Here is a 24,134-nt window from a genome sequence, read left to right as displayed (position 1 = left end):
GCTACGCCTCCTCTTCCTTCTTGTTGTCCTTGCGGCTGAACTCGACCTGGACGCGTGCCCGGACGATGTCGTCGAAGGCGAGTCTGCGCGCGGTGGCCTTGCGGCCCTTCATCCCGGGCACCTCGGTGTCGATTCCGTCGTCGTCGACCTTGAGGATCCTGGCGACCAGCTCGCCGCCCTCGGCCAGCTGGAACTTCACCAGGCGGTCCGTGGCGCGGACGTAGTGCCGGTGTTCCGTGAGGAGGCGCTCCGCGCCCGGGGTGCCGACCTCGAGGGTGTATTCCCCCTCGCCCATCGCGTCCGTCTCGTCGAGCTTCGCCGAGAGCGCGCGGCTCACATCGGCGATCTGGTCCAGGTCGGCGCCCGTGTCCGAGTCGACGACGACGCGCAGCACACGCTTGCGTCCGACGGAGTCCACTTCGATCTCTTCGAGATCCAGGCCCTGGGATGTGACGAGCGGTTCCAGCAGTTTTCGCAGCCTCTCGCTCTGGGTGGTGCTCATCCGGGTGACTCCTCGGCCGCGTGTGCTGTTGTGGGATGGGTCGCGTGTCTGGTCAAAGGGTATCCGGTCGCGGGGTGTGTTGCCGTCCACCCGGTGACGAACGGTGCCGCTGAGTGGTCCCGGGCGGGGGCCCGGGTACCGTGATCACGGGCGTTCAGCCCCTGGAGTCGTTTCTTTCTCGTACGAGCCCCCCGAGGACGTCTGACGTGCCGTTCCCCTCATCGCCGCGCGCCCGGTCGGGGCCGCGCAGAAGGACTCTGCTCGCCGTCGGCCCGGCGGCTCTCGCCCTGGCGGGCTGCACCGCCGGGGGCGACGGTCCGGATGCCCCGGAGGGCGGCCCGTCGGTGGCCGAGCGCAGGGCACGCGCGCGTGCGGCTCGGGACAGCGAGGGGCTGGTGGAGCGGTACGACGCCGTGATCACCGCCCATCCGGGGCTCGCGGAGCGGCTGCGCCCGCTGCGGGAGGAGTCCGTGCGGCATGCGCGGGCCTTCGGAGGGGGCCCGGGCCGGAAAACGTCTCCCTCCCCCTCGGCCACCGCCGTGCCGGGCAGCGACAAGGACGCGCTCGCCGCGCTCGCCGCCGCGGAGCGGGAGCTCGCCGACCGGCGGGCCAAGGCGCTGCTCGACGTGCCGGGGGAGCTGGCGCGGCTCATGGCCTCGGTGGCGGCGGCCGGGGCGGCGCACGTGTATCTGCTGACGGAGGGTGGCGCGTGAGCGAGGCGAAGGACCGGGAGCTGCGGGCCCTGCAGGCGGCGCTGGCTGCCGAGCACGCGGCGGTGTACGGCTACGGCGTGGTCGGCGGCCGGATCGGCGAGGGGCAGCGCGCCGAGGCACGGACGGCGTACGACGCGCACCGGGCGCGCCGGGACGCGCTGGTGCGCGAGGTGAAGGACCTGGGCGGCAGGCCCGTGGCGGCGGCCGCCGGGTACGCGCTGCCGTTCCCGGTGCCGGACGCGGCGGCGGCCGTGCGGCTCGCCGCCGAGCTGGAGGACCGGGTGGCCGGGGTGTACTCGGACCTGGTGCGCGCGGCGGGCGGCGCCCGGCGGGCCCTGGCGGCCGAGGCGCTGCGGGAGGCGGCCGTGCGGGCGGTGCGCTGGCGCGGCGAGAGCGTAGCCTTCCCTGGGCTCGCCGAGCGGGCCGGCACGGCCCCGCCCCTGGCGGCGCCGACGGCGTGACCCGCGCAGGGCACGCACCGCGGACAGCACGAAGGGAACGACTCGCGCATGGTTTTCGAACCGCCGAAGCGTCTGGTCAGGGCGCTCGGTGAGACGGCACCGGACGGTGACGACTGGCTGGAGAAGCTGCCCCGGGCGGCGCAGCAGGCCGTCGCGCTACGCGAGTTGACCGTGGAGCGGGTGCAGGTGCCCGGCGGGCGCAGCAGCCTGGTCGTGCTGGTGCGGACGGCCGACGGGACGCCCGCCGTGCTGAAGCTGGCGCCGGGCCGGGCCCGCCCGGAGGCGGAGCGGGCCGCGCTCGCGCACTGGGCCGGGCGGGGTGCCGTACAGCTGCTCGAACCCTGTCGGACCGAGGGCGTGCTGCTGCTGGAGCGGCTGCATCCGGACGTGTCGGTGCGGTCGCTGCCGGAGGCTAAGGCGCTGCTGGAGGCGGCGGGGACGCTGCGGCGGCTGTGGGTGGAGCCGCCCGCCGGCTTCCCCTTCGAGACCGTGGCCGAGCGGACCGGGCGGCAGGCCGAGGCGATGCGGGCGCGTGCCCGGGTCGATCCCGAGGTGGCGCCGCTGGTCGACGTGGCGCTCGCGGCGCGTGCGGAGCTGCTGGCCGCGCCGCCCGAACACCGGCTGCTGCACGGCACGTTCCGGCAGAGCAAGGTGCTCGCCGGGGAGCGGATGCCGTGGCTGGCAGTGGGGCCCGACCCGGTGGTCGGCGAGTGCGCGTTCGATCTGGCCCGGCTGGTCCGCGACCGGGTGGAGGACCTGATCGCCCAGCCGTCCGGCGCGGCGACGACCCGGAGACGGGTGAAGCGGCTGGCCGAGTCGCTGGACGTGGACCAGGAGCGGCTGCGCGGCTGGACGCTGTTCCGGGCCGTGGAGTCGGGTGTGCGGGCGGGGCGGGTCGGACGCCCGCGGGACGCGGAGCTGCTGCTGGAGTTCGCGGGCTGGCTGTGAGCGCTCCGCAGGCCCGGAGCGCTCACAGGGCCGGGGCACTCAGGCGGTGAGCCGGGCGACGGCCTCCTCGACCGTCAGCTCCTCGCGCTCGCCGGTGCGGCGGTCCTTCAGCTCCACCACACCGTCGCCCGCGCGCCGCCCGGCCACCAGGATCTGCGGTACGCCCATCAGCTCGGAGTCGGTGAACTTGACGCCCGGGGAGACGCCGGCGCGGTCGTCGACCAGGACGCGGACACCGGCGGCGGCCAGCTTCTGGGAGATGTCGAGGGCCAGTTCGGTCTGGAGGGCCTTGCCGGCGGCGACCACGTGGACGTCGGCCGGGGCGACCTCCTTGGGCCAGCACAGGCCCTTGTCGTCGGCGCTCTGCTCGGCGATGGCGGCCACCGCGCGGGAGACGCCGATGCCGTAGGAGCCCATGGTGACGCGGACCGGCTTGCCGTTCTGGCCGAGGACGTCGAGCTTGAGGGCGTCGGTGTACTTGCGGCCCAGCTGGAAGATGTGGCCGATCTCGATGGCGCGGTCGAGGACGAGGCCCGTGCCGCACTTCGGGCAGGGGTCGCCCTCCTGCACGACCACGACGTCGACGTAACGGTCGACCTCGAAGTCGCGGCCCGCGACGACGTTCTTGGTGTGGGTGCCGGGCTTGTTGGCGCCGGTGATCCAGGACGTGCCCGGGGCGACGCGCGGGTCGGCGATGTACGTGACCTTGTCCAGGCTCTGCGGTCCGACGTAGCCGCGGACCAGGTCGGGGCGGGCCGCGAAGTCCGTCTCGGTGACCAGTTCGACGACCGCGGGGGCGAAGTGCGCCTCGACCTTGTCCATGTCGACCTCGCGGTCGCCGGGGACACCGACGGCGACGATCTCGCCGTCGACCTTGACGAGGAGGTTCTTCAGCGTGGCCGAGGCCGGGACACCGAGGGAGGCGGCGAGGGTCTCGATGGTCGGGGTGTCGGGGGTCGGGATGTCCTCGGCGGCGGGGACGTCCGCGGCGTCGACGGGCTTCAGCTCGTACGTGATCGCCTCGGTGTTGGCTGCGAAGTCGCAGTTCGGGCAGTCGGCGAAGGTGTCCTCGCCGGCCTCGGCCGGGGCGAGGAACTCCTCGGACTTGGAGCCGCCCATCGCGCCGGCGGTGGCGGCGCAGATGCGGTAGTCGAGGCCGAGGCGCGCGAAGATCTTCTGGTAGGCCTCGCGGTGCAGGGCGTAGGAGCGGGCGAGGCCCTCGTCCTCGGTGTCGAAGGAGTAGGAGTCCTTCATGAGGAACTCGCGGCCGCGCAGGATGCCGGCGCGGGGCCGGGCCTCGTCACGGTACTTGTTCTGGATCTGGTAGAGGATCACCGGCAGGTCCTTGTAGGAGGACGCCTGGTCCTTCACCAGCAGGGTGAAGATCTCCTCGTGCGTGGGGCCGAGGAGGTAGTCGCCGCCCTTGCGGTCCTGGAGGCGGAACAGCTCGGGGCCGTACTCGTCCCAGCGGCCGGTGGCCTCGTAGGGCTCGCGCGGCAGGATGGCGGGGAGCAGCACCTCCTGGGCGCCGACGGCGTCCATCTCCTCACGGACGATGCGCTCCACGTTGGCCAGGACGCGCTTGCCGAGCGGCAGCCAGCTCCAGATCCCGGCGGCGGTGCGACGCACGTACCCGGCGCGGACGAGGAGCTTGTGGCTGAGGACCTCGGCGTCCGCCGGGTCGTCGCGCAACGTCTTCGCCATCAACTGGGACATGCGCTGGACCGGTACGTTCGCCATGGATCTGCTCCTGCTGCGTGTGGGTGATGGCAGGAGGTTATCCGGGGGGCACCGGGCGGCGGAAATCGGTTAACGGCGGCGCAGCGGGAGCGGAGCGCCCATCACCGCGTACGGCTTGGGGGCGCTCGGAAAGAGGACCTGGCGGGCGAGGTCCCGGTAGCCGAGGGAGCGGTAGAGCGCGCGGGCGGGGCTCTCGGTGTCGATCGCGGAGAGGATCGAGCGGGGTTCCGCGGCGTCGTCGGTGATCGTGGTGATCAGGGAACGCCCGATGCCGCGGTTCTGGTGAGCCGGGTGAACGTGCAGTTCGGTGATCACGAAGGCGTCGTCGAGCCAGTGGTCGTGGTGGTTCGCCCTGAGGTACGGCTCCACGACGGTGGACCACCAGTGGGCGCGGTCGTTGGGCATGCCGTAGACGAAGCCCACGAGCTTGCCGCCCGCTGTCGCGCCGAGGGCGCGGGCGCCCGGGTAGGTCATGTGGCGCAGGACGATCTGGCGGCGGACTGCGACTTCGTCGGGGCCCAGCCCGAATGCCACGGCTTGGACTTCCAGGGCCTCGTCGACGTGGGCGGAGAGGTCGAGGGGGCCGATCACCAGGTCCATGGCGGGGAGCCTACAGGGGGCTTCGAGTTGTCAGAACAGCACGCTCATGAAGGCGCCGACCTCCTGGAAGCCCACCCTCTGGTACGTCCTGCGGGCTGCCGTGTTGAAGTCGTTGACGTACAGGCTCGCCACCGGGGCCACGTCGGCCAGGGCATAGCGCAGGACCGCTGCCATGCCCGGGGCCGCCAGGCCGGTGCCCCGGTACTCGGGGGCGACCCAGACGCCCTGGATCTGGCAGGCGCGGTCGGTCGCGGCGCCGATCTCGGCCTTGAAGACGACCTTGCCGTCCGCGTCGAAGCGGGCGAAGGCGCGGCCGGAGCCGACGAGTTCGGCGACGCGGGCCTGGTAGAGGAGGCCGCCGTCGCCGGCCAGCGGGGAGACGCCGACCTCCTCGGTGAACATCGCCACGCACGCCGGCATGATCTTCTCCATCTCGTCCTTGCGGACGCGACGGACGTAGGGGTCCGGGGCGATGCCGTCCGGCAGGCGGTCGGTGACCATGAGCGGCTGGTGGCGGCGGACGTCGCGGGCCGGGCCCCACTGGGGTTCCAGCAGCCGCCACAGGCCGGCGGTGGAGCCCGCCGGGCCGACGATGGAGGAGCAACGGCGGCCGGCCCGGCGGGCGCGGTCTGCGAAGGCGCGGACGGCGCGCGGGGTGGCGCAGATGGGGACGAGGTTGGCGCCCGCGTAGCACAGGGACGTCAGCATGCCGTCCTCGTACCAGCCCCACATCTCCCCGCCGAGCCGCCAGGGGTCGAGGCCGGCGATCTGCACGCGGGAGGTCACGAAGGCGTTCGTGACGGGCTCGCGGTCGAGTATGGCGAGCGCGGCGTCCAGGTCGCTCGGTTCGAGGACCCGGGAGGTCGTCTGCGTCAACACGGGCGGGGCCTCACACACTCGGGTCTGCTTGGTCTCCGCACTATAGCTGCGCTGCTTGGGCGGGGCGCCTTCGAGCTCGGGAGCGGGGGGTTTGTCGGCGGGTGCGGGTTCGTTGTGGCTTGTCGCGCAGTTCCCCGCGCCCCCAAGCAGGACGCAGGGAAACCCGGCGACTCTGAAAACCTCAGCCCGCTACCGCCACCGACGGTTCGCCCGAGGCGACGCCGTCCTGTTCCATCTGCTCGGCGAGCTTCATCGCCTCTTCGATCAGGGTCTCGACGATCTTGGACTCGGGGACGGTCTTGATGACCTCGCCCTTGACGAAGATCTGGCCCTTGCCGTTGCCGGAGGCGACGCCGAGGTCGGCCTCGCGGGCCTCGCCGGGGCCGTTGACGACGCAGCCCATGACGGCGACGCGGAGGGGGACCTCCATGCCGGTGAGGCCGGCCGTGACCTCTTCGGCCAGCTTGTAGACGTCGACCTGGGCGCGGCCGCAGGACGGGCAGGAGACGATCTCCAGGCCGCGCTCCTTGAGGCCCAGCGACTCCAGGATCTGGAGGCCGACCTTCACTTCCTCGGCCGGGGGCGCGCTCAGGGAGACGCGGATGGTGTCGCCGATGCCCTGGCTGAGCAGCGCGCCGAAGGCGACCGCCGACTTGATCGTGCCCTGGAAGGCGGGCCCGGCCTCCGTGACGCCGAGGTGGAGCGGGTAGTCGCACTGCTCGGCGAGCTGCTTGTACGCCTCGATCATCACGACCGGGTCGTTGTGCTTGACGGAGATCTTGATGTCGCGGAAGTCGTGCTCCTCGAAGAGGGACGCCTCCCACAGGGCCGACTCGACCAGGGCCTCGGGGGTCGCCTTGCCGTACTTCTGGAGCAGGCGCTTGTCGAGGGAGCCCGCGTTGACGCCGATGCGGATGGGGGTGCCGTGGTCCCGGGCCGCCTTGGCGATCTCCTTGACCTTGTCGTCGAACTGCTTGATGTTGCCGGGGTTGACGCGGACCGCCGCGCAGCCGGCCTCGATCGCGGCGAAGACGTACTTCGGCTGGAAGTGGATGTCGGCGATGACCGGGATCTGCGACTTGCGGGCGATGGTGGCGAGGGCGTCGGCGTCGTCCTGGGTCGGGCAGGCGACGCGGACGATCTGGCAGCCGGAGGCGGTGAGTTCGGCGATCTGCTGGAGGGTCGCGCCGATGTCGGACGTACGCGTCGTCGTCATCGACTGGACCGAGACGGGGGCGTCTCCGCCGACGGCCACGGATCCGACCTGGATCTGCCGGCTCTTCCGGCGCTCGGCGAGCTTGATCGGAACGGACGGCATGCCGAGAGAAATCGCAGTCATCTGCTGTGCAACCCCAAGTCGTGGATCAAGGTCCGGTCCCGTGAGCAGCGGGCTCCGAGCTTCGAGATTACGGCACATGCCTTGGCGCGGGCACATCCCACCCGGGTTGCCACTCGATGGGAGGCGGCCCGGCAGAAAGTATGCCGAGCCGCCACGAACGCCGTGTGACTAGGAGATTCTCACCGGGTTAACCACGTCCGCGATCAGGACCAGGATCGTGAAGCAGATGAAGATCCCGGCGACCACGTAGGCGACGGGCATGAGCTTCGCCACGTCGAAGGGGCCCGGGTCCGGCCGGCGCAGGACCTTGGCCGTGTTGCGGCGCAGCGACTCCCACAGGGCGCCCGCGATGTGACCGCCGTCGAGCGGCAGCAGCGGGAGCATGTTGAACAGGAACAGGGAGAGGTTGAAGCCGGCGACCAGCATGAGGGCCATGGCCAGCTGCTGGGTCGGCGGGATGTCGAGGGTGAAGATCTCGCCGCCGACGCGGGCCGCGCCAACCACGCCCATCGGGGAGTCGGCCTCGCGCGGGGCGCCGTCGAAGGCCGCGTTCCACAGGGCCGGGATCTTGCCGGGGAGGTCGGCGAGGGAGTCGACGGCCTCGCCGATCCGGTCGCCCATCCAGGTCACGGACTCGCCGAAGTCCTGCTTGACCACGCCGGTGGCGGCGCTGAAGCCGAGGAATCCGGCCCGGACGTACTCGCCCTCGACGATCTGTCCGCCGGAGTCCTTCTTGGCGACCTGGTTGGTGGCGATCTTCGCGTGCAGGGTGACGTCCTGGCCCTTGCGGTCGACGACGATCGGCACCTCCTTGCCGGGGTTGGCGCGGATCAGGTCGGACAGCTTGTTCCAGTCGTCGGTCGGCACGCCGTTGAAGGAGACGATCTTGTCGCCCGCCTTGAGGCCCGCGGCGGCGGCCGGGCTGGCCGGGTCGCCCTTCGCGCACTTGTCGCGGTTCTCGCTCTGCGCGATGACGCACTGGGAGACCGAGCTGACCGTGGTCGTCTGCTGGGTGATACCGAAGCCCATCAGGATGGTGAGGAACAGCGCCACGGCCAGGACGAGGTTCATGAAGGGGCCCGCGAACATCACGATCACGCGCTTCCAGGGCGCGCGCGTGTAGAACATGCGGTTCTCGTCGCCCGGCCTGAGCTCCTCGTACGCGGCCGAACGGGCGTCCTCGATCATGCCGCGCCACGGGGAGGTGGAGCGGACCTCCAGCCGGCCGTCGGGGCCGGGCGGGAACATGCCGATCATGCGGATGTAGCCGCCGAAGGGGATGGCCTTGAGCCCGTACTCGGTCTCGCCCTTCTTGCGCGACCAGACCGTCGGGCCGAAACCGACCATGTACTGCGGCACGCGGATGCCGAACAGCTTGGCGGTGGACAGGTGCCCCAGCTCGTGCCACGCGATCGAGAACAGCAGACCGACCACGAAGAGACCTATGCCGAGGATGAACATCAGGGTCGTCATGCACGGGCCTCCGCCGTCTGTGCCGCCAGTTGCCGGGCCCGGGTCCGCGCCCAGGTCTCCGCTTCGAGGACGTCCGACACGGTGAGTGAGGTTCCCGTACGCGGGGTGCCGTGCTCCTCGACGACCCGGGTGACCGTCTCCATGATCCCGTTGAAGGGCAGTGCGCCCTGGCGGAACGCCTCCACGCACTCCTCGTTGGCCGCATTGAACACCGCCGGGGCGGTGCCCGCGAGCTCGCCGACGTGCCGCGCGAGGTTCACCGACGGGAAGGCCTCGGTGTCGAGTGGGAAGAACTCCCAGGTCGAGGCCTTGCTCCAGTCGAAGGTGGGCGCGGCGTCGGGGACCCGCTCGGGCCAGCCGATGCCGATGGCGATGGGCCCGCGCATGTCGGGCGGGGTCGCCTGGGCCAGTGTCGATCCATCCGTGAACTCAACCATCGAGTGGACATACGACTGGGGATGCACGACCACCTCAATGCGGTCGAAGGGAATGTCGTAGAGGAGGTGTGCCTCGATGACCTCCAGGCCCTTGTTGACGAGGGTCGCGGAGTTGATCGTGATGACCGGGCCCATGGCCCAGGTCGGGTGCGCGAGGGCGTCCTCGACGGTGACGTGGGCCAGCTCCGCCTTCGTACGGCCGCGGAACGGGCCGCCGGAGGCGGTGACGATCAGCTTGCGGACGTCCGCTCTGGTGCCGGCGGCCAGGGCCTGGAAGAGGGCGGCGTGCTCGGAGTCGACCGGGATGATCTGCCCCGGCTTGGCGAGGGCCTTGACCAGCGGGCCGCCCACGATGAGCGACTCCTTGTTGGCGAGCGCGAGGGTGCGGCCCGCCTCCAGGGCGGCCAGGGTCGGGGCGAGGCCGATGGAGCCGGTGATGCCGTTCAGGACGGTGTGGCAGTCGGACGCCGCCAGCTGGGTGGCCGCGTCCGGGCCGGCGAGGATCTCGGGGAGCGGCTCGCCCGTGCCGTACTGCGCGGTGAGCGCCTCACGCAGGGCCGGTACGACGTCCTCGCGGGCGACCGCGACCGTGCGCGCCCGCAGCCGGTACGCCTGCTCGGCGAGGAGGGCGACCCGGCCGCCGTTGGCGGACAGGCCGGTGACCCGGAACCGGTCGGGGTTGCGCAGCACGAGGTCGATGGCCTGCGTGCCGATGGACCCGGTGGAGCCGAGGATCACCACGTCCTTCGGGCCGTCGCCCGCTACGGGGTCGTAGACGAGGTGCGGGTCGGCGAGGGGGGCTGGACTGTCGCTCATTGCTCCATTGTTGCCGTAAGCGTGGCGTGTGAGGACAGCGCATCCCCCTCGCGGGGGCGCGTTGCCGGCCGACCCGGCGGCTCATGCCCCGGGCGAGCTCCCCGCCTCAGTCGGCGACCAGGTCTGCGAGCGGTACATCCAGGATGCGTTCGATGAGCAGCAGGTCGTCAAAGCTCGTGTCGTAAGCGCCGTGCTCGATCCGGTCGACGCGGCTGCGGCCGAGCCAGTCGGGCGGCGCATCGGATCGCATGGGCGCATCCTGTTCCGCCTGATCATTTCGACCGGCTCCTTCCGACACGGGGGGCGCGCGCCGCATGGGCACGCGCCCCCGGAGTGGCCGGTCAGCGGATCGGCCGGTGCACGTTCTCCTTCCGGCTCGGTCCCGGTGTCGCGTCCGCGATCCACGGTCCCTCGCCCGACGGGTCGACGATGCCGCGCTCCAGCCACTCGTACGTGCCCGACAGGACGCCCTTGACGACCTTGCGGTCGAGGTCGTCGGTGTTGGTCCACAGGCGGTTGAAGAGTTCTTCGATCCGGATCCGGGACTGGCGGCAGAAGACGTCGGCGAGCTGGTAGGCCTCGCGGCCGTGGTCGCCCTGGGTGCGGAGCAGTTCGGCACGGACGCAGGCCGCGCTCATGGCGAACAGCTCTGCGCCGATGTCGACGATCCGGCCGAGGAAGCCCTGCTTGGACTCCATCCGGCCCTGCCAGCGGGACATGGCGTAGAAGGTGGAGCGGGCGAGCTTGCGGGCCGTGCGCTCGACGTAGCGCAGGTGCCCGGAGAGGTCCACGCCGTGCTTGAACTCGGCGTAGGTGGCCGGGAGCTGGCCAGGGCCCGCGACCAGCTTGGGCAGCCACTTGGCGTAGAAGACGCCCGCGTTGGCGCCCGCTCGGGCCTTCTCCCCCAGGGACTTCTCGGGGTCGATGAGGTCGCCGGCGACCGAGAGGTGGGCGTCGACGGCCTCGCGGGCGATGAGGAGGTGCATGATCTCCGTCGAGCCCTCGAAGATGCGGTTGATGCGCAGGTCGCGCAGGAGCTGCTCGGCGGGGACGCCGCGCTCGCCGCGGGCCCGGAGGGACTCGGCCGTCTCGAAGCCGCGCCCGCCGCGGATCTGGACGAGTTCGTCGGCCATCTTCCAGGCCATCTCGGAGGCGTACAGCTTGGCGAGGGCGCCTTCGATGCGGATGTCGTTGCGGTCCTCGTCGGCCATCTGGGAGGCCAGGTCCGTCACGGCCTCCAGGGCGAAGGTGGTGGCCGCGATGAAGGAGATCTTGGAGCCGACCGCCTCGTGGTGCGCGACGGGCTTGCCCCACTGCTCGCGGGCCGCCGACCACTCCCGGGCGATCTTCAGGCACCACTTGCCGGCCGCGACGCAGGAGGCGGGCAGGGAGAGCCGTCCGGTGTTGAGGGTGGTCAGGGCGATCTTCAGGCCCTGGCCCTCCGCGCCGACGCGGTTGGCGGCGGGGACGCGGACCTGGTGGAAGCGGGTGACGCCGTTCTCGATGCCCCGCAGGCCCATGAAGGCGTTGCGGTTCTCCACGGTGACGCCGGGCGAGTTGGTCTCCACGACGAAGGCCGTGATGCCGCCCTTGTGGCCCTCGCTCTTCGGAACCCGGGCCATGACGACCAGCAGGTCGGCGACGACGCCGTTGGTGGTCCACAGCTTCACGCCGTCGAGGACGTAGTCGTCCCCGTCGGGCACGGCGGTGGTGGCGAGGCGGGCCGGGTCGGAGCCGACGTCGGGCTCGGTGAGCAGGAAGGCGCTGATGTCCGTGCGGGCGCAGCGGGGCAGGAAGCGCTCCTTCTGTTCCTGGGTGCCGAACAGTTTCAGCGGCTGCGGCACGCCGATCGACTGGTGCGCGGAGAGCAGCACGCCGATGGCGGGGCTGGCGGAGCCGGCCAGGGAGAGCGCCTTGTTGTAGTACACCTGGGTGAGGCCCAGACCGCCGTACTTGGTGTCGATCTTCATGCCGAAGGCGCCGAGCTCCTTCAGCCCGTCGATCACCTCGTCGGGGATCCGGGCCTCGCGCTCGATGAGGGCCGCGTCGACCTTCGTCTCGACGAAGTCGCGGAGCTTGGCGAGGAACTCCTCGCCGCGCTGAACCGCCTCGTCGGCCGGAAGGGGGTGGGGGTGGATGAGGTCGAGCCGGAAGCGGCCGAGGAAGAGCTCCTTGGCGAAGCTGGGCTTGCGCCAGTGCTGTTCCCGGGCGGCCTCCGCCACCTCACGGGCCTCCCGCTCGGTGACGGCGGGACGGGAAGAGGGGGTGGTGGAAGCGGACATGAGGGCCACCTCGCCGCATATAGGGATGTTGAGGACCGTACGTTACCGATCAGTGCTACTGGATCGTTGGTACCCGAAACCGGACGCTCCCACCAGTCCTCACGCATCCGTTCAGCCGAAGGGGACGGAAAGCTCCCGGACTTGTCGGGGGCCTGAGGACGGTGTTGCATCAAGGTGTCCTCCCGGGAACGGCCCACCCTTCTGGTGCCGTTCCGGAATTCGGTATCGAAGCGCTTCGACAACCTATGGACACGTACTCCCGCTGGAGCTACTGTCGAACCACCCTCACCCCCCATATCAGCAACGCGCATTGTCGAAGCGCTTCACAAAGCTTGGAGAGCGGATGGTCACCCTCGCCGAGGTCGCCCAGCACGCCGGAGTCTCGGCGAGCACGGTGAGCTATGTCCTCAGCGGCAAGCGGTCCATCTCCGCGAACACCCGGCAGCGGGTCGAGCGGAGCATCCGCGAGCTCGGGTACCACCCGAACGCCGGGGCCCGCGCCCTGGCCAGCAGCAGGTCGAACATCATCGCGCTGATGATCCCGCTGCGCACGGACATGTACGTGCCCGTGATGATGGAGATCGCCATCGCGGTGGCGACCGCCGCGCGGACGCACGGGTACGACGTGCTGCTGCTCACCGGTGAGGAGGGCCCGGACGCGGTGCGCCGCGTCGCCGGGAGCGGGCTCGCCGACGGGATGATCCTGATGGACGTCGAACTCGACGACGAGCGGCTGCCGTTGCTGCGCGCGACGGACCAGCCGTCCGTGCTGATCGGGCTGCCCGCCGACACCACCGGGCTGACCTGCGTCGACCTGGACTTCCGGGCGACGGGCGCGCTGTGCGTGGAGCACCTGGCCAAGCAGGGGCACCAGGACATCGCTGTCATCGGCGAGGCCCCGGCCGTCTACGAGCGGCACACCGGCTTCGCCGAGCGCACGCTCGACGGGCTGCGGTCCCGCTCCCGGGAGCTGGGCGTGCGGCTGCTGCACCGGCCGTGCGAGGGCGGGTACGACGCGATGGCCGTGACGCTCGCCCGGATCCTCGACGAACGCCCGGGGACCACGGGGATCATCGTGCAGAACGAGTCGGCGGTCGAGCCGCTGCTCGCGCTGCTGCGGCAGCAGGGCCGGGCCGTGCCGGAGGACGTGTCGGTGGTGGCGATCTGCCCCGACCAGGTCGCGACGCAGGCCTCGGTACGGCTCACGTCGGTCGCCATCCCCGCGCAGGAGATGGGCCGGAACGCCGTGGAACACCTGGTCGCCAAGTTCGAGGGACGCGGCAGCGACGAGGTCGTGCTGATCGCGCCCGAGCTGACGGTCCGGGGCAGCACGGGGCCGGCGCCCACCCGGTCGTAGCCCACCCCCTTCTCCCGCTCACCGACCACCGCCGTCCTCCCACGGCACCGTCATGCCTGAACACCTCTGTCTGCACTCCCCCAGGAGCACAGGAGCCCGCCACGTGAATCAGCCTGCTGAAACCCAGCCCCAGGTGAGTCTGGCGCAGTCCTCCCCCACCGTCGGCACGTTCCGCGAGCGGGGCGGCGCGCTGGAGTGGAGCGGCCGCCAGGAGACCGTACGGATCGAGCCGTGGGGCCCGGACGCGGTCCGGGTGCGGGCCCGGCTCGGCGGCCCGGTGCTCGAAGGGCTCCCGGGCGCCCTCCTCCACGAGGCCCCCGCGACCCCGTCCACGGTGAAGATCGAGGACGGGCGCGGGCAGCTGACCGTCGGCACGCTCACCGTCGAGGTGAACGCCGAGGGCCTCATCCGCTTCCTGCGGACGGAGGACTTCGCCGAACTGCTCGCCGAGGACCGCGCCCACTTCTGGTGGCCCGGCTCCCGCCTCTACACGGCCGTCGGCAACGGCCACCACCGCCTGGAGCAGCGCTTCGCCGCGTACGACGACGAGAAGCTGTACGGCCTCGGCCAGCACCAGCACGGGCGCCTCGACCAGAAGGGCCTGGTCCTGGACCTGGTGCAGCGCAACGCCGAGGTCGGCATCCCGGTGCTGACCTCCAGCCGCGGCTACACCCTGCTGTGGAACAACCCGGCGATCGGCCGCGTGGAGCTCGCGCACAACGGCACGCGGTGGGTCGCCGACTCGGCCCGGCAGATCGACTACTGGATCACGGCGGGCGACCCGGCCGCAGCCCAGCGCCGCTACAGCGCGGTGACCGGCCGGACGCCGATGCTGCCGGAGTGGGCGGCGGGCTTCTGGCAGTGCAAGCTGCGCTACCGCACGCAGGACGAACTCATGGCGGTGGCCCGGGAGTACAAGCGGCGGGGCCTGCCGATCTCCGCGATCGTGTGCGACTTCTTCCACTGGACCCACCTCGGCGAGTGGAAGTTCGACCCGAAGGAGTGGCCGGACCCGGCGGCGATGGTGCGCGAGCTGGAGGAGCTCGGCATCAAGCTGGTGGTGAGCGTCTGGCCGTCGGTGTCGCCGCTGAGCGAGAACCACCCGGTCATGGAGCAGCGCGGCTACTTCATCGGCACGCAGTACGGCCCGATGGCGCATGCCGACTGGCCCGACAAGGAGGTCGCCTCCACGGTCCAGGTGGCCTTCTACGACGCCACCAACCCGGAGGCCCGGGAGTTCGTGTGGTCGAAGGTGAAGGAGAACTACCTCGACCCGTACGGCATCACGGTGTTCTGGCTGGACGCCTGCGAGCCGGAGCTGAAGCCGGGCTTCCAGGAGAACCTGCGCTACTGGGCGGGCCCGGGCCTGGAGGTCGGCAACATCTACCCGGCCGAGAACGCCCGCACGTTCTACGAGGGCCTCGTCGCCACCGGCGAGGAGGAGGTCGTCAGCCTCAACCGCTCGGCCTGGGCGGGCAGTCAGCGTTACGGCGCCGCCCTGTGGTCCGGTGACATCGGCACGGACTTCCCGACCCTGCGCCGCCAGATCGCGGCCGGCCTCAACACCGCGCTGTCGGGCATCCCGTGGTGGAACACCGACATCGGCGGCTTCCACGGCGGCGACCCGGACGACCCGGCGTACCGGGAGGTGATGGTCCGCTGGTTCCAGTTCGGCGCGCTGTCCCCGCTGATGCGCCTGCACGGCTTCCGCGACCCGGGCATGCCGCTGGGCCCCGCGATGACCGGCGGCCCGAACGAGGTGTGGTCGTACGGCGAGGAGGCCGGGGCCGTCCTGGAGAAGTACCTGCGGCTGCGCGAGCGGCTGAAGCCGTACGTGCTGCGGGTCATGCGGGAGGCGCACGAGGAGGGCCTGCCGGTGATGCGGCCGCTGTTCCTGGAGTTCCCGGACGACCAGGCCGCCTGGTCGGTCGACGACTCCTACCTCTTCGGCCCGGACCTGCTGGTCGCCCCGGTGCTCACCGCCGGCGCCACCGCCCGTACGGCGTATCTGCCGGCGGGGGCCACCTGGACGGACGCGTGGACGGGTGAGACGTACGAGGGCGGCCGGTCCGTGACGGTCGACGCCCCGCTGGACCGCATCCCGCTGTTCCTGCGGGACGGGGCGCGGCTGCCCGTAGCGGAGTAGCCGCGTCAGCGGGAGGGGTGGCCGGTTCGATGGAGGTCTTCCGGCCACCCCGTCCGCCTGTTCGGCCAACTTTCGCCCACGGCAAGCGGGTTCGAGAGGATAAGTTCCCTGCGTGTCCACGTCACCACTCGCTCTCACGCTGGCGAACCTGCTGCTGCGGCCGGGCTTCGGCTCCCGCCGTGACCCGGGCCGGATCTTCGACCGCATCGTGGTGGAGGCCGGTGAGGCGCCGGGAGACCGGGAGTTCGTCGACGGCTTCCGGTCGCTGCTGGGGTGGTGGGCGAAGGCCGGGAACCTCACCCCGGTCGGCTGGCAGTCGGCGCAGGTGCACGTGCGCCGGCACCTCACCAACCGGGCCCGCGTCCTGCGGCTGATCGCCGAGCATCCGGAGATCGAGCGGGAGCCCATCGAGAAGCCGGTGTTCGTCGTGGGGCTGCCGCGCACCGCCACCACGGTCACGCACTCGGTGCTGGCGATCTCGGACGAGCACCGGTGTCCCCGGCTGTGGGAACTGCTCGGGCCCGACCTCGAGTTGCCGCCCCGGCAGCGGCGCGGGGCGATCACGGCCGGGCGCCGGCTGGTGCGGGGCACGGACCTCTTCGCGCCGCGTTTCCGCGACATCCACGCGATGGCCGCCGAGGGGCCCGAGGAGTGCACGTTCGCGCTCCCGCACGCCCTGATGCCGTTCTCCCAGGCGCGTATCCCGGAGTACCTGGACTGGCACTGCGAGCGGGACTTCACCGCCGACTACCGGTACCTCAAGCAGGTGTACCAAGTGCTCCAGTACGGCCGTCCGCGGCGGCGCTGGGTGCTGAAGTCCCCCATGCACCTGGAGAACCTGGACGCGCTGCGCAGGGTGTTCCCCGACGCCACGATCGTGTGGTGCCACCGCGATCCGGTCACCGTCGTGGCGTCGTTCTGCTCTCTGATCGAGCACGGCATGGCCGTCAGCACCCGCCCGCTCGACCTGGCCGGCATCGGCGCCACCTGGCTGGGCCTGCTGAGCCGTGCCATGACGCGCGGCCTCGCGGCCCGGGCCGCGATCCCGGCGGAGCAGCTGGTGGACGCCCCGTACTCGTGGCTCGGCTCGGACCCGGCCACCGGCGCCCCGAAGCTCTACGCGGCCGTCGGTGCCCCCTGGACGGAGGCGGACGCGGCCCGTCTCCCGGCGGCCGTCGCCCGCCCCAAGGGCACCCGCAAGCACACCTACGACCTGTCCCGCTACGGCCTGAGCCGCGCCGAGGTCGAGGCGGCGTTCGCGGACTACAACGCGCTGCGGGCCGAGGTCGACCGCGCCTGAGCGGCACGGCCGGCCCCGGCCCCCGCGACGGATCAGCTGCTGCTGACCGTCAGGTTGTTGGTGGTGAAGTTCAGCCCGCCGGACGACGAGGTGACCTCGTAGCCGAACTGGACGTCACCGATGGTCTCGTTGCCCATCCAGCGCTTGGTGTCCTTGATCCACTTCAGGATCGGCAGGATGTTGACGGTGCCGGAGTTGGAGTCGGACGTCCGCAGGAACGAGAAGACCTCGTTGCTGCCGTTGCTGCCCTTGTAGACGTTCCAGGTGTGACCGCCGAGGCTGACGGAGCCCTGGGAGGTGCCGATCGGGCCGACCGCTCCGTTGTAGTTCACCCAGAGCATGATCTCGTAGTCGTAGTCCGTGTCCCAGACGTCGTACGACGAGTTGTACGCGCCGGACGACGGCACGGAGACGTTGTAGTTGCTGGAGAGGGAGCGCAGCGAGTCGATCGACTTGTTGATCACCTTCTTGGAGTTCGGGTACGACTTGATGCCGCCGGTGTTGGGGTGGTCGGCCCAGACACCCCAGTTGGTGCCGGAGTTGGCCCAGATGCACTGGCTGCCGGCGCCGGAGCCCCAGATGTTGTTGTAGAGCGTGTAGCCGTTCAGGCTCGTGTTGCCCCACTGGTCACAGGAGTTCCAGACGGCGGCGGAGGCGGGGGCGGAGGCGAGGCCTATGGTCGCGCCAAGTGCCAGGGCGGGGGCGAGCAGGGCCTTGGTGACCCTGCTCAAGGTGCGTGATGCCATGGTGTCCCTTCCATGGGTGGGGGGATGGGGGGAACTACCACGCCCTCAGGGTGAGGACGTGGTCTTCTCCGGCGACCAGGTGGAGGGATTCTGCGCCGGAGGAAGTCCGCAGTTCGACGCGGTGGGTGCGGCCCGGCCTGATGACCACGGTGGCGCCGTCACGCGTCCAGGTGACGTCGAGCTCCGCCCCGAACCGGGTGCGCACACCGCGCAGTGCGCCGCTGGGGTACGCCGCCGGCAGCGCGGGCAGCAGGACCAGTCGGTCGGGGGTCGACTGCACCAGCATCTCGATCAGCACGGCGGGCAGGGTGTGCGCGGCGTCGGCGTTGTAGACGTTCCGGTTCGGGTAGTGGGCGCTCATCAGGGACGCGTGGAAGAAGTCGCCGTCCAGGACCTGGCCGAGGGCGCGGGCGACGCGGTCGCCGTCCCTGAGCCGGGCCGCGATGAGCGCGTGGTGCAGGTGTCCGTGCGCGGAGTCGTTCTCGGCGCCGCGCAGTTCCAGGGCGCGGTGCGCGGCGGCCGCCAGCTCGGGGGTGTCGTAGGGGGTGATCTCGTCGAGCGGCCAGACGCCGTAGAGGTGACTGAGGTGGCGGTGGTCGTAGGAATCCTCCAGGCCCGGCCAGGCCCATTCGGCCAGGGCTCCGTCGGCGTTGATCCGGTGCGGGGGGAGCCGGTCGGCGAGGGCGCGCCAGCGGTCGGCGTCGGGGCCCGGGTGGTAGGCGGCGGCCGTCAGCAGGGCGTGCCGGGCGGCGGAGAGGTCCATGGCCGCGTCGAGGGTGCCCCAGCTCGCGTTGGCGGGCCGGTTCTCCGGCGAGTAGGAGGGGACGACGACGAGCCGGCCGTCCTCGTCCGTGCGGGTGAGGAAGTCCTCGTAGAACAGCGCGACTTCGGCGAGCGCGGCGGCGGTGCGCGGATCGCGGGTGCCGTGGGTCTCGTCATGGTCGACGAGGGGTTTGAGCAGCCAGTCGGCGCCGGCGGTCCACAGGTGCAGCGGGTATTCGCGGCTGAAGTGGTACGAGTGGCCGGACTCGCCGTCGGTGTGGGCGGGGGCGACGGCGCCCCGGGTGCCGAAGACGGCGCGGGCGTTGTCGCGCCAGTCGGGCAGCTGGCGGTGGATGAGGTTCGCGTGGGCCTCGGTGACCTCGGGGAGGGCGGCGGCAGCGGCCGAGGAGGTCTGGAGGTTGAGGTTGGCGTCGTTGGTGAACGCGCCCGACCAGGCCGTGTTCCAGTCGCCGGTCCACAGTCCGGTCAGACGGGGCGGGAAAAGGCCGCTGGCGGACAGCAGGTGGTAGCGGCCGGCCGCGAACAGGCGCTCCAGCAGGGCGGCGCTGCGGGGCCGCTTCAGCAACTCGGAGCCCGGCAGCGCCCGTTCGGCGGGGTCGGCGGCCAGGTCGAGGGTGACGCGCTCGTAGGCGGTGCGGTGCAGGGCTGCGTGGCGGTCGAGGAGTTCGTCGTACCCGGTGGGCAGGTCCCGCAGGGCACGCCCCTGCGCGACCACGTCCAGCTCGCCGGTGTGCCGGTGCACCCGGGTGAGGAGCAGCACGGACCGGGCTCCCTCGATGTGCACGCCGGGGGGCGTGAGGGTGGTCGTGCCGCCGGTGACGGCGAGCAGGGTGACGCCGGTGCAGGCCAGGTCGCTGTCCGGGTAGCGGGCGCGCAGGCTCAGCAGGGCGCCCTCGGGGGTGAGGACGGCTCCGTGGCCGACGCCCAGTCCGGCGGGGGCGCCGGGCAGCCGGTGGTCCAGGTCGATGTCGAGGGTGAGGCCGGGTCCGGTGACCTGCTGGACGAGCACGTCGTCGGCGCGGGAGACGAAGAGGCGACTTGTCCAGCCGGTGCAGGCCGCCCGCACGACGCCGGTGGTGAAGTCGACGTCGCGCCGGTAGCCGGGGCAGTCGTCCGGCGGGCGGCGCAGCCGGATCCGGAAGGCGGGGTGGAAGGGCTGCACCCACTGGAGCGGCCTGCCGTCGGTGAAGCTCTCGGCCGCGGTCGTGTCGCCCGCCAGGAGGCGGTCCTGGAGGGCGGGCAGGCCGTCGGCGAGCTGCGGGGGCCGGGAGTCCCTGCCGTTGGGCCGGACCAAGGTGTGGTGGGTGACGACGACCCGCTCGTCGTTCGGGTCACCGGACACGAGGGCGCCGTGGTGGCCGTTGCCGCTCAGGAAGCCGTCCTCCCAGCGGGCGGCCGGGTGCGGCTCCCACGTGCCGTGGACGGGTGCGGAGTCGGTCATGGCCGCAGCACCGCCGCCCCGTAGCGGCCGAGGGTGACCCGGTCGGTGACGGCCGTCTCCGTCAGCAGGTCGTGGTGGGTGCCGGGGACCTCGACGGTCACCGGCTCACGGCCGTGGTTGAGCAGGAACAGGATCTCGCCCCGCAGGACGGCCTCGACCTGCTCGGGGAGGCCGTCGAGCACCGGCCGGACGCCCGCGTCGCCCGCGATCCGGGCCAGCAGCTCGCGCAGGGCCTCGGGCTCGGGGAGCGTGGAGACGTACCAGGCCCGGCCCTTGCGCAGGACGGCGGGCATGCCGTCCAGTTCGCCGCCCTTGTAGCAGGTCGTGTGGTCGGGGTCGGCGGGCTCGATCTCCTCGGACCACAGCGTGCCCCGGAAGCCCTCGCACGCGACGGTCTCGTCCGCGTCCAGCGGCCACCACTCGTGCAGGGTGCGGATGCCGAACAGTTCCCGCAGCCGGGCGTCCATGCCGCCGGGGCGCACCCGGTCGTCCTCGTCGGCGACGCCGGTCAGGAAGCCGCAGACGAGGGTGCCGCCGCCGCGGACGTAGGTCAGGAGGTTGGTGACCGCCGCGTCGGTGAGCGCGTACAGCTGGGGCACGACGACCACCGAGTACGGCGTCAGATCGTGCTCGGGGTGGGCGAAGTCGCAGGTGAGGTGCGCCTGCCAGAGGGCCCGGTGCCAGGCGCGCAGGACGTCCGGGTACTCGACCCGGCTGGACAGGCGGCCGTCATGAGCGCCCGCCCACCAGGCGTCCCAGTCGTGCAGGACGGCGACGTTCGCGGTGAGGTGCCGGCCGGTCACCTGCGGGGCGATCCTGGCCAGGTCCGCGCCGAGCTGCTTGACCTCCTGGTACGTACGGCCTTCCTCCCCCGCGTGGCTGACCATGCCGGAGTGGAACTTCTCCGCGCCCTGCCGGGACTGCCGCCACTGGAAGAAGCAGACGGCGTCGGCGCCCCGGGCCACGGCCTGGAGGGACCACAGCCGGTTGAGGCCGCGCGGCTTGGGGTGGTTCACGCCCCGCCAGTTGACCGGCCCGGCCGCCTGCTCCATGAGCATCCAGGGCCCGCGTGCCTGGGAGCGGGTCATGTCCTGCACGAGCGCGCCGTTCTGGGCGCCGAGCGGGTCGCGCGGGTCGGGGTAGATGTCGACCGATACGACGTCCTCCTCCGCCGCCCAGCGCCACGCGTCCTGCCCGACCCACAGCGGCATGAAGTTGCTGGTCACCGGGATGTGCGGGGTGTGACGCCGGACGATGTCCCGCTCGGCGGTGTAACACTCCAGGAGCATGTCGGAGGTGAAGCGCCGGAAGTCCAGGACCTGCCCGGGGTTGCGCATGTAGTGGGGCAGGCGGGGCGGCAGGATGCCGTCCCAGGTGTCGTAGCCCTGGCTCCAGAAGGCGGTGCCCCAGGCCTCGTTGAGGGCGCCGAGGGTGCCGTACTTCTGCCGCAGCCAGCGGCGGAAGGCTGCGGCGGCCTCGTCGCCGTGATCGGCGGTGCAGTACTCGTTGTTGATGTGCCACATCGTCAGGGCCGGGTGGCCGCCGTAGCGGGCCGCCAGATCCTCGGTGATGGCGGCGGCGTAGCGCCGGTAGGTGGCGCTGGAGTGCGAGAAGTGCTGCCGGCCGCCCCACCACTCGGTGCGGCCGTCCTCGGTGACGGGCAGGGTGTCGGGGTGCAGCCGGCCCATCCAGGGCGGGGGCGAGGACGTGGGGGTGGCGAGGACGACCCCGATGCCGTTGTCGTGCATCAGGTCCATCAGCGTGTCCAGCCAGCCGAACTCCCGTGCCCCCGGCTCCGGTTCGAGCTTCGACCAGGAGAACACCCCGAGGGTGACGGAGTTGACGCCGGCGTCCTTCATCAGCCGGACGTCCTCGTACCAGGTCTCCTGCGGCCACTGCTCCGGGTTGTAGTCGCCGCCGAACAGGAGACGGCCTCGGGTCGCGTCGCTCAGGCCGGGCATCAGGCGGGCTCCCCGTACTGCACGCCGCGCCCGTTGGTGGCGATGTAGACCCGGCCGTGGACGCGCGGATCCCCGGCGATGGTCGCGCCGATCCAGCCCCACTGGTGCTGGTCGTCGTTGACCCTGGTCCAGCTCTTCGCCTCATCGTCGGAGCGGTACACGGCGGTGATGCTGTCTGTGGAGCCGACCATGTAGAGCGCCGGGTAGGAGGCGCCCTCGGCGGCCTTGCCGAAACCGAGGGTGTACGACGCCCGGCAGCTGTCGACCTCGGTGAAGCTCGCGCCGCCGTCGGTGGAGCGGTACAGCCCGTTCCCCTTCAGGCTCAGCCACAGGTCGCCGGAGCGGCCCGGTGCCACGGCCAGCTGGAACTCGGTGTCGCCCGAGTCCAGACCGGTGGCCCGCGCGGTGAAGGTCCGGCCGCCGTCGGTGCTGGCGAACAGGGTGCCGGTGGTGGTGTCGAAGGCGTAGAAGCGCGCCGGGTCCACGGGGTCCGCGACCGGGACGGCTCCCTTGGGGAAGGAGGCCACCTCGGACCAGGTACCGCCGTTGTCCGCCGAGCGGTACCCCGGGTTGCCCGTACCGAAGGACCACAGCAGCACGCTGCCGTCGGCGTTGGTGGCGATCGGGCCCGGCGCGGACTTGGCCACCTCCGGCTGGGCCTCGAAGGGGGTCCAGCTCTTGCCGCCGTCGCCCGACCAGGCGCCGTTGCCGTGGTCGCCCCACCCGGCCCGCACGACGTACGACGGCTTGGCCGCGGCGAGCGCGAGCCCGGTCGACGTGCCGAACACCGGGTTCGACGCCATGCCCCGCGAGGGGGACGCCGTGAGCCGCTCGTGGTACATCACGCCGATGTCCCCGGACCCGCTGATCAGGTGCGCCTCCCCGGCCGGAGGGGAGATCAGCTGGCGGATGGACGCCTCCTCCAGGCCGCGGATCTCCGGGGCCCAGTGCTCGAGGTCGCGGGTGCCGTAGAGGGTCGCGCCGGTGCCGAAGACGATGTGCTCGGAGTCGAACGGGTCGAGGCCGACGGCCTGGATCCACCAGCCGAACTTGGGCTGGTCGGCGCCCCACTTGAGGTACGGGGTCTCGGAGACGTCGAGGACGGCCTGGTCCTTCAGGGACGTCCAGGTCCGGCCGCCGTCGGTGCTCCGGTACAGGGTGTCGACCAGCGACCAGCGGTTGTTGGTGGAGACGACGACGGTTCCGGGGCGACGGGCGTCGACGGCGACGCCGCCGTAGCCGAAGGAGTCGGTCCCGCCGTCGCTCGTCGCTCCGCCGGGCTTGACGGGCGTGACCTCGGTCCACTTCCCGGTGGTCGTGCGCAGCTTGTGCACGCTGCCGTCCGACTGGCCGTTGGGGCCGGGGGCGTTGGCGTACGTCACGTACAGCTCGCGCGTGTGCCGGTCGTACGCGGCCCGGACCGGGACCTTGGCGGCGGTGCCCTGGGGCTGCCCGGGGACGGCCTCCCAGGTCATGCCGTCGGCGGTTCGGTAGAGATTCGCGGAGGTGCCGTCGGAGTCGCCCCAGCCGGCGTAGACGCTGCGGCCCGCGGCGACCAGGAGGGTGACGCCCTGGCCGGTGACGCTCGGAGCGGCCGGGAAGCTCACGGCCTTCCAGGTGGCGCCCCGGTCGGTCGACTTGAGCAGCCCGTCGTGCCGGGTGCCGAGCCAGAGCGTGTCGCCGTCGCGCGGGTCGACGAGCAGCCGCTCCCCGCAGCCACGCCCGTCCTCGTTGGCCCCGAGTTTCACACCGAGGTCGGTGCGCTTCCAGGTGGCCCCCCGATCCTCGGAACGCAGCACGGCCCCGTTGCCGGCCCAGGACTGGGCGTACGTGCCGAGGGCGAGGTACAGCCGGTTCGGGTGGGCCGGGTCGACGGCCATGGCCTCCACACCGAGCAGGTTCCAGTCGTCCCAGCCGAGGTGATCGGTCAGCGGGATCCACCGGTCCCTCCGGTCGTCCCAGCGGTAGGCGCCGCCGATGTCGGTCCGGGCGTAGGCGAGGCCGCGGACGGCAGGGTGGAACAGGACACCGGTCACGAATCCGGTGCCGCCCTGGACGACGTTGCGCCAGCGGTACGCCTGGCCGGCGAAGGCGGCCGCCTCGGCGGCGTGCGCGCGCCCGGGCAGGAAGGGAACGGTGGCGAGCGCGGCAGTGGCCGCGGTCCCTGCCAGGACGGCTCTTCTGCTGAGGTGGGACGCGTACATGACACA

General features: G+C 71.8%; 19 protein-coding genes. 6 read left to right on the top strand and 13 right to left on the bottom strand.

Features of this window, described 5'->3' with window-relative positions:
- Position 1: 1 nt before the first annotated feature.
- Positions 2-502 (bottom strand): ribosome maturation factor RimP, encoded by a 501-nt coding sequence (gene rimP, locus ACIBL4_RS29385; protein WP_399414808.1) that lies wholly within the window; start codon positions 500-502, stop codon positions 2-4.
- Between the two features lie 206 nt (positions 503-708).
- Between rimP and ACIBL4_RS29380 the strand changes: the two genes are divergently transcribed.
- Genes ACIBL4_RS29380 through ACIBL4_RS29370 form a run of 3 tightly spaced genes read left to right on the top strand, consistent with a single transcriptional unit; the run spans position 709 to position 2,624 of the window.
- On the top strand, positions 709-1,215 hold the full coding sequence (locus ACIBL4_RS29380) for a hypothetical protein (RefSeq protein WP_399414807.1): 507 nt from the start codon (positions 709-711) through the stop codon (positions 1,213-1,215).
- The gene (locus ACIBL4_RS29375) at positions 1,212-1,676 is read left to right on the top strand and encodes a ferritin-like domain-containing protein (protein ID WP_399414806.1); all 465 of its coding nucleotides are present in this window, start codon (positions 1,212-1,214) and stop codon (positions 1,674-1,676) included. Before ACIBL4_RS29380 ends, ACIBL4_RS29375 begins: the two co-directional genes overlap by 4 nt.
- 48 nt (positions 1,677-1,724) lie before the next feature.
- Positions 1,725-2,624, top strand: a complete 900-nt coding sequence (locus ACIBL4_RS29370) for an aminoglycoside phosphotransferase family protein (protein WP_399414805.1) — start codon at positions 1,725-1,727, stop codon at positions 2,622-2,624.
- A gap of 39 nt (positions 2,625-2,663) precedes the next feature.
- Here the strand turns inward: ACIBL4_RS29370 and ACIBL4_RS29365 are convergent, their stop codons facing one another.
- From ACIBL4_RS29365 to ACIBL4_RS29330, 8 genes are all read right to left on the bottom strand, one after another.
- Positions 2,664-4,364 carry a proline--tRNA ligase gene (locus ACIBL4_RS29365; protein WP_399414804.1) on the bottom strand — a complete coding sequence of 567 codons (1,701 nt, stop codon included), beginning with the start codon at positions 4,362-4,364 and terminating at the stop codon, positions 2,664-2,666.
- 69 nt (positions 4,365-4,433) lie between these two features.
- Positions 4,434-4,964, bottom strand: coding sequence for a GNAT family N-acetyltransferase (locus tag ACIBL4_RS29360; protein ID WP_399414803.1), 531 nt, complete (start codon positions 4,962-4,964; stop codon positions 4,434-4,436).
- 30 nt (positions 4,965-4,994) lie between these two features.
- Positions 4,995-5,843: a GNAT family N-acetyltransferase gene (locus tag ACIBL4_RS29355; protein ID WP_399414802.1), complete on the bottom strand. Its 849-nt coding sequence runs from the start codon at positions 5,841-5,843 to the stop codon at positions 4,995-4,997.
- A gap of 181 nt (positions 5,844-6,024) precedes the next feature.
- Positions 6,025-7,182 (bottom strand): flavodoxin-dependent (E)-4-hydroxy-3-methylbut-2-enyl-diphosphate synthase, encoded by a 1,158-nt coding sequence (ispG, locus tag ACIBL4_RS29350; RefSeq protein ID WP_399414801.1) that lies wholly within the window; start codon positions 7,180-7,182, stop codon positions 6,025-6,027.
- A 168-nt stretch (positions 7,183-7,350) separates the two neighbouring features.
- The gene (locus tag ACIBL4_RS29345; protein ID WP_399414853.1) at positions 7,351-8,643 is read right to left on the bottom strand and encodes a M50 family metallopeptidase; all 1,293 of its coding nucleotides are present in this window, start codon (positions 8,641-8,643) and stop codon (positions 7,351-7,353) included.
- A gap of 8 nt (positions 8,644-8,651) precedes the next feature.
- Positions 8,652-9,908: a 1-deoxy-D-xylulose-5-phosphate reductoisomerase gene (dxr, locus tag ACIBL4_RS29340; protein WP_399414800.1), complete on the bottom strand. Its 1,257-nt coding sequence runs from the start codon at positions 9,906-9,908 to the stop codon at positions 8,652-8,654.
- A gap of 106 nt (positions 9,909-10,014) precedes the next feature.
- Positions 10,015-10,158: a helix-turn-helix domain-containing protein gene (locus tag ACIBL4_RS29335; protein ID WP_399414799.1), complete on the bottom strand. Its 144-nt coding sequence runs from the start codon at positions 10,156-10,158 to the stop codon at positions 10,015-10,017.
- Positions 10,159-10,249: 91 nt separating this feature from the next.
- Positions 10,250-12,190: an acyl-CoA dehydrogenase family protein gene (locus ACIBL4_RS29330; protein WP_399414798.1), complete on the bottom strand. Its 1,941-nt coding sequence runs from the start codon at positions 12,188-12,190 to the stop codon at positions 10,250-10,252.
- Positions 12,191-12,533: 343 nt separating this feature from the next.
- Between ACIBL4_RS29330 and ACIBL4_RS29325 the strand changes: the two genes are divergently transcribed.
- The 3 genes from ACIBL4_RS29325 to ACIBL4_RS29315 all read left to right on the top strand — a co-directional run bounded on the left by ACIBL4_RS29325 (position 12,534) and on the right by ACIBL4_RS29315 (position 16,993).
- A complete protein-coding gene (locus ACIBL4_RS29325) occupies positions 12,534-13,547 on the top strand; it encodes a LacI family DNA-binding transcriptional regulator (RefSeq protein WP_399414797.1) in 1,014 nt (337 codons plus the stop codon).
- A gap of 103 nt (positions 13,548-13,650) precedes the next feature.
- Complete coding sequence (locus tag ACIBL4_RS29320; protein ID WP_399414796.1) at positions 13,651-15,693, top strand: TIM-barrel domain-containing protein; 2,043 nt, start codon at positions 13,651-13,653, stop codon at positions 15,691-15,693.
- Positions 15,694-15,805: 112 nt separating this feature from the next.
- Positions 15,806-16,993, top strand: a complete 1,188-nt coding sequence (locus ACIBL4_RS29315; RefSeq protein WP_399414795.1) for a sulfotransferase family protein — start codon at positions 15,806-15,808, stop codon at positions 16,991-16,993.
- Positions 16,994-17,025: 32 nt separating this feature from the next.
- Here the strand turns inward: ACIBL4_RS29315 and ACIBL4_RS29310 are convergent, their stop codons facing one another.
- The 4 genes from ACIBL4_RS29310 to ACIBL4_RS29295 are packed head-to-tail and all read right to left on the bottom strand — an operon-like array spanning position 17,026 to position 24,128.
- Positions 17,026-17,739, bottom strand: a complete 714-nt coding sequence (locus ACIBL4_RS29310; protein ID WP_399414794.1) for a hypothetical protein — start codon at positions 17,737-17,739, stop codon at positions 17,026-17,028.
- Positions 17,740-17,773: 34 nt separating this feature from the next.
- On the bottom strand, positions 17,774-19,963 hold the full coding sequence (locus ACIBL4_RS29305) for a glycosyl hydrolase family 95 catalytic domain-containing protein (RefSeq protein ID WP_399414793.1): 2,190 nt from the start codon (positions 19,961-19,963) through the stop codon (positions 17,774-17,776).
- Positions 19,960-21,924, bottom strand: coding sequence for a beta-galactosidase (locus ACIBL4_RS29300; protein ID WP_399414792.1), 1,965 nt, complete (start codon positions 21,922-21,924; stop codon positions 19,960-19,962). The genes ACIBL4_RS29305 and ACIBL4_RS29300 overlap by 4 nt, the downstream gene beginning before the upstream one ends.
- Positions 21,924-24,128 (bottom strand): WD40/YVTN/BNR-like repeat-containing protein, encoded by a 2,205-nt coding sequence (locus ACIBL4_RS29295; protein WP_399414791.1) that lies wholly within the window; start codon positions 24,126-24,128, stop codon positions 21,924-21,926. Before ACIBL4_RS29295 ends, ACIBL4_RS29300 begins: the two co-directional genes overlap by 1 nt.
- Positions 24,129-24,134 lie beyond the last annotated feature (6 nt).

This window comes from Streptomyces sp. NPDC050416 (genome assembly GCF_044458845.1).
GTDB lineage: Bacteria > Actinomycetota > Actinomycetes > Streptomycetales > Streptomycetaceae > Streptomyces.
This window is presented reverse-complemented; position numbering and strand designations above follow the sequence as displayed.

Coding starts and splice junctions, on each gene's coding strand:
- ACIBL4_RS29345 (WP_399414853.1), bottom strand. CDS start 8,643: ATGTTCATCCTCGGCATAGGTCTCTTCGTGGTCGGTCTGCTGTTCTCG.
- ACIBL4_RS29310 (WP_399414794.1), bottom strand. CDS start 17,739: ATGGCATCACGCACCTTGAGCAGGGTCACCAAGGCCCTGCTCGCCCCC.
- ACIBL4_RS29325 (WP_399414797.1), top strand. CDS start 12,534: ATGGTCACCCTCGCCGAGGTCGCCCAGCACGCCGGAGTCTCGGCGAGC.
- ACIBL4_RS29360 (WP_399414803.1), bottom strand. CDS start 4,964: ATGGACCTGGTGATCGGCCCCCTCGACCTCTCCGCCCACGTCGACGAG.
- dxr (WP_399414800.1), bottom strand. CDS start 9,908: ATGAGCGACAGTCCAGCCCCCCTCGCCGACCCGCACCTCGTCTACGAC.
- ACIBL4_RS29365 (WP_399414804.1), bottom strand. CDS start 4,364: ATGGCGAACGTACCGGTCCAGCGCATGTCCCAGTTGATGGCGAAGACG.
- ispG (WP_399414801.1), bottom strand. CDS start 7,182: ATGACTGCGATTTCTCTCGGCATGCCGTCCGTTCCGATCAAGCTCGCC.
- ACIBL4_RS29305 (WP_399414793.1), bottom strand. CDS start 19,963: ATGACCGACTCCGCACCCGTCCACGGCACGTGGGAGCCGCACCCGGCC.
- ACIBL4_RS29335 (WP_399414799.1), bottom strand. CDS start 10,158: ATGCGATCCGATGCGCCGCCCGACTGGCTCGGCCGCAGCCGCGTCGAC.
- ACIBL4_RS29330 (WP_399414798.1), bottom strand. CDS start 12,190: ATGTCCGCTTCCACCACCCCCTCTTCCCGTCCCGCCGTCACCGAGCGG.
- ACIBL4_RS29300 (WP_399414792.1), bottom strand. CDS start 21,924: ATGCCCGGCCTGAGCGACGCGACCCGAGGCCGTCTCCTGTTCGGCGGC.
- ACIBL4_RS29370 (WP_399414805.1), top strand. CDS start 1,725: ATGGTTTTCGAACCGCCGAAGCGTCTGGTCAGGGCGCTCGGTGAGACG.
- rimP (WP_399414808.1), bottom strand. CDS start 502: ATGAGCACCACCCAGAGCGAGAGGCTGCGAAAACTGCTGGAACCGCTC.
- ACIBL4_RS29295 (WP_399414791.1), bottom strand. CDS start 24,128: ATGTACGCGTCCCACCTCAGCAGAAGAGCCGTCCTGGCAGGGACCGCG.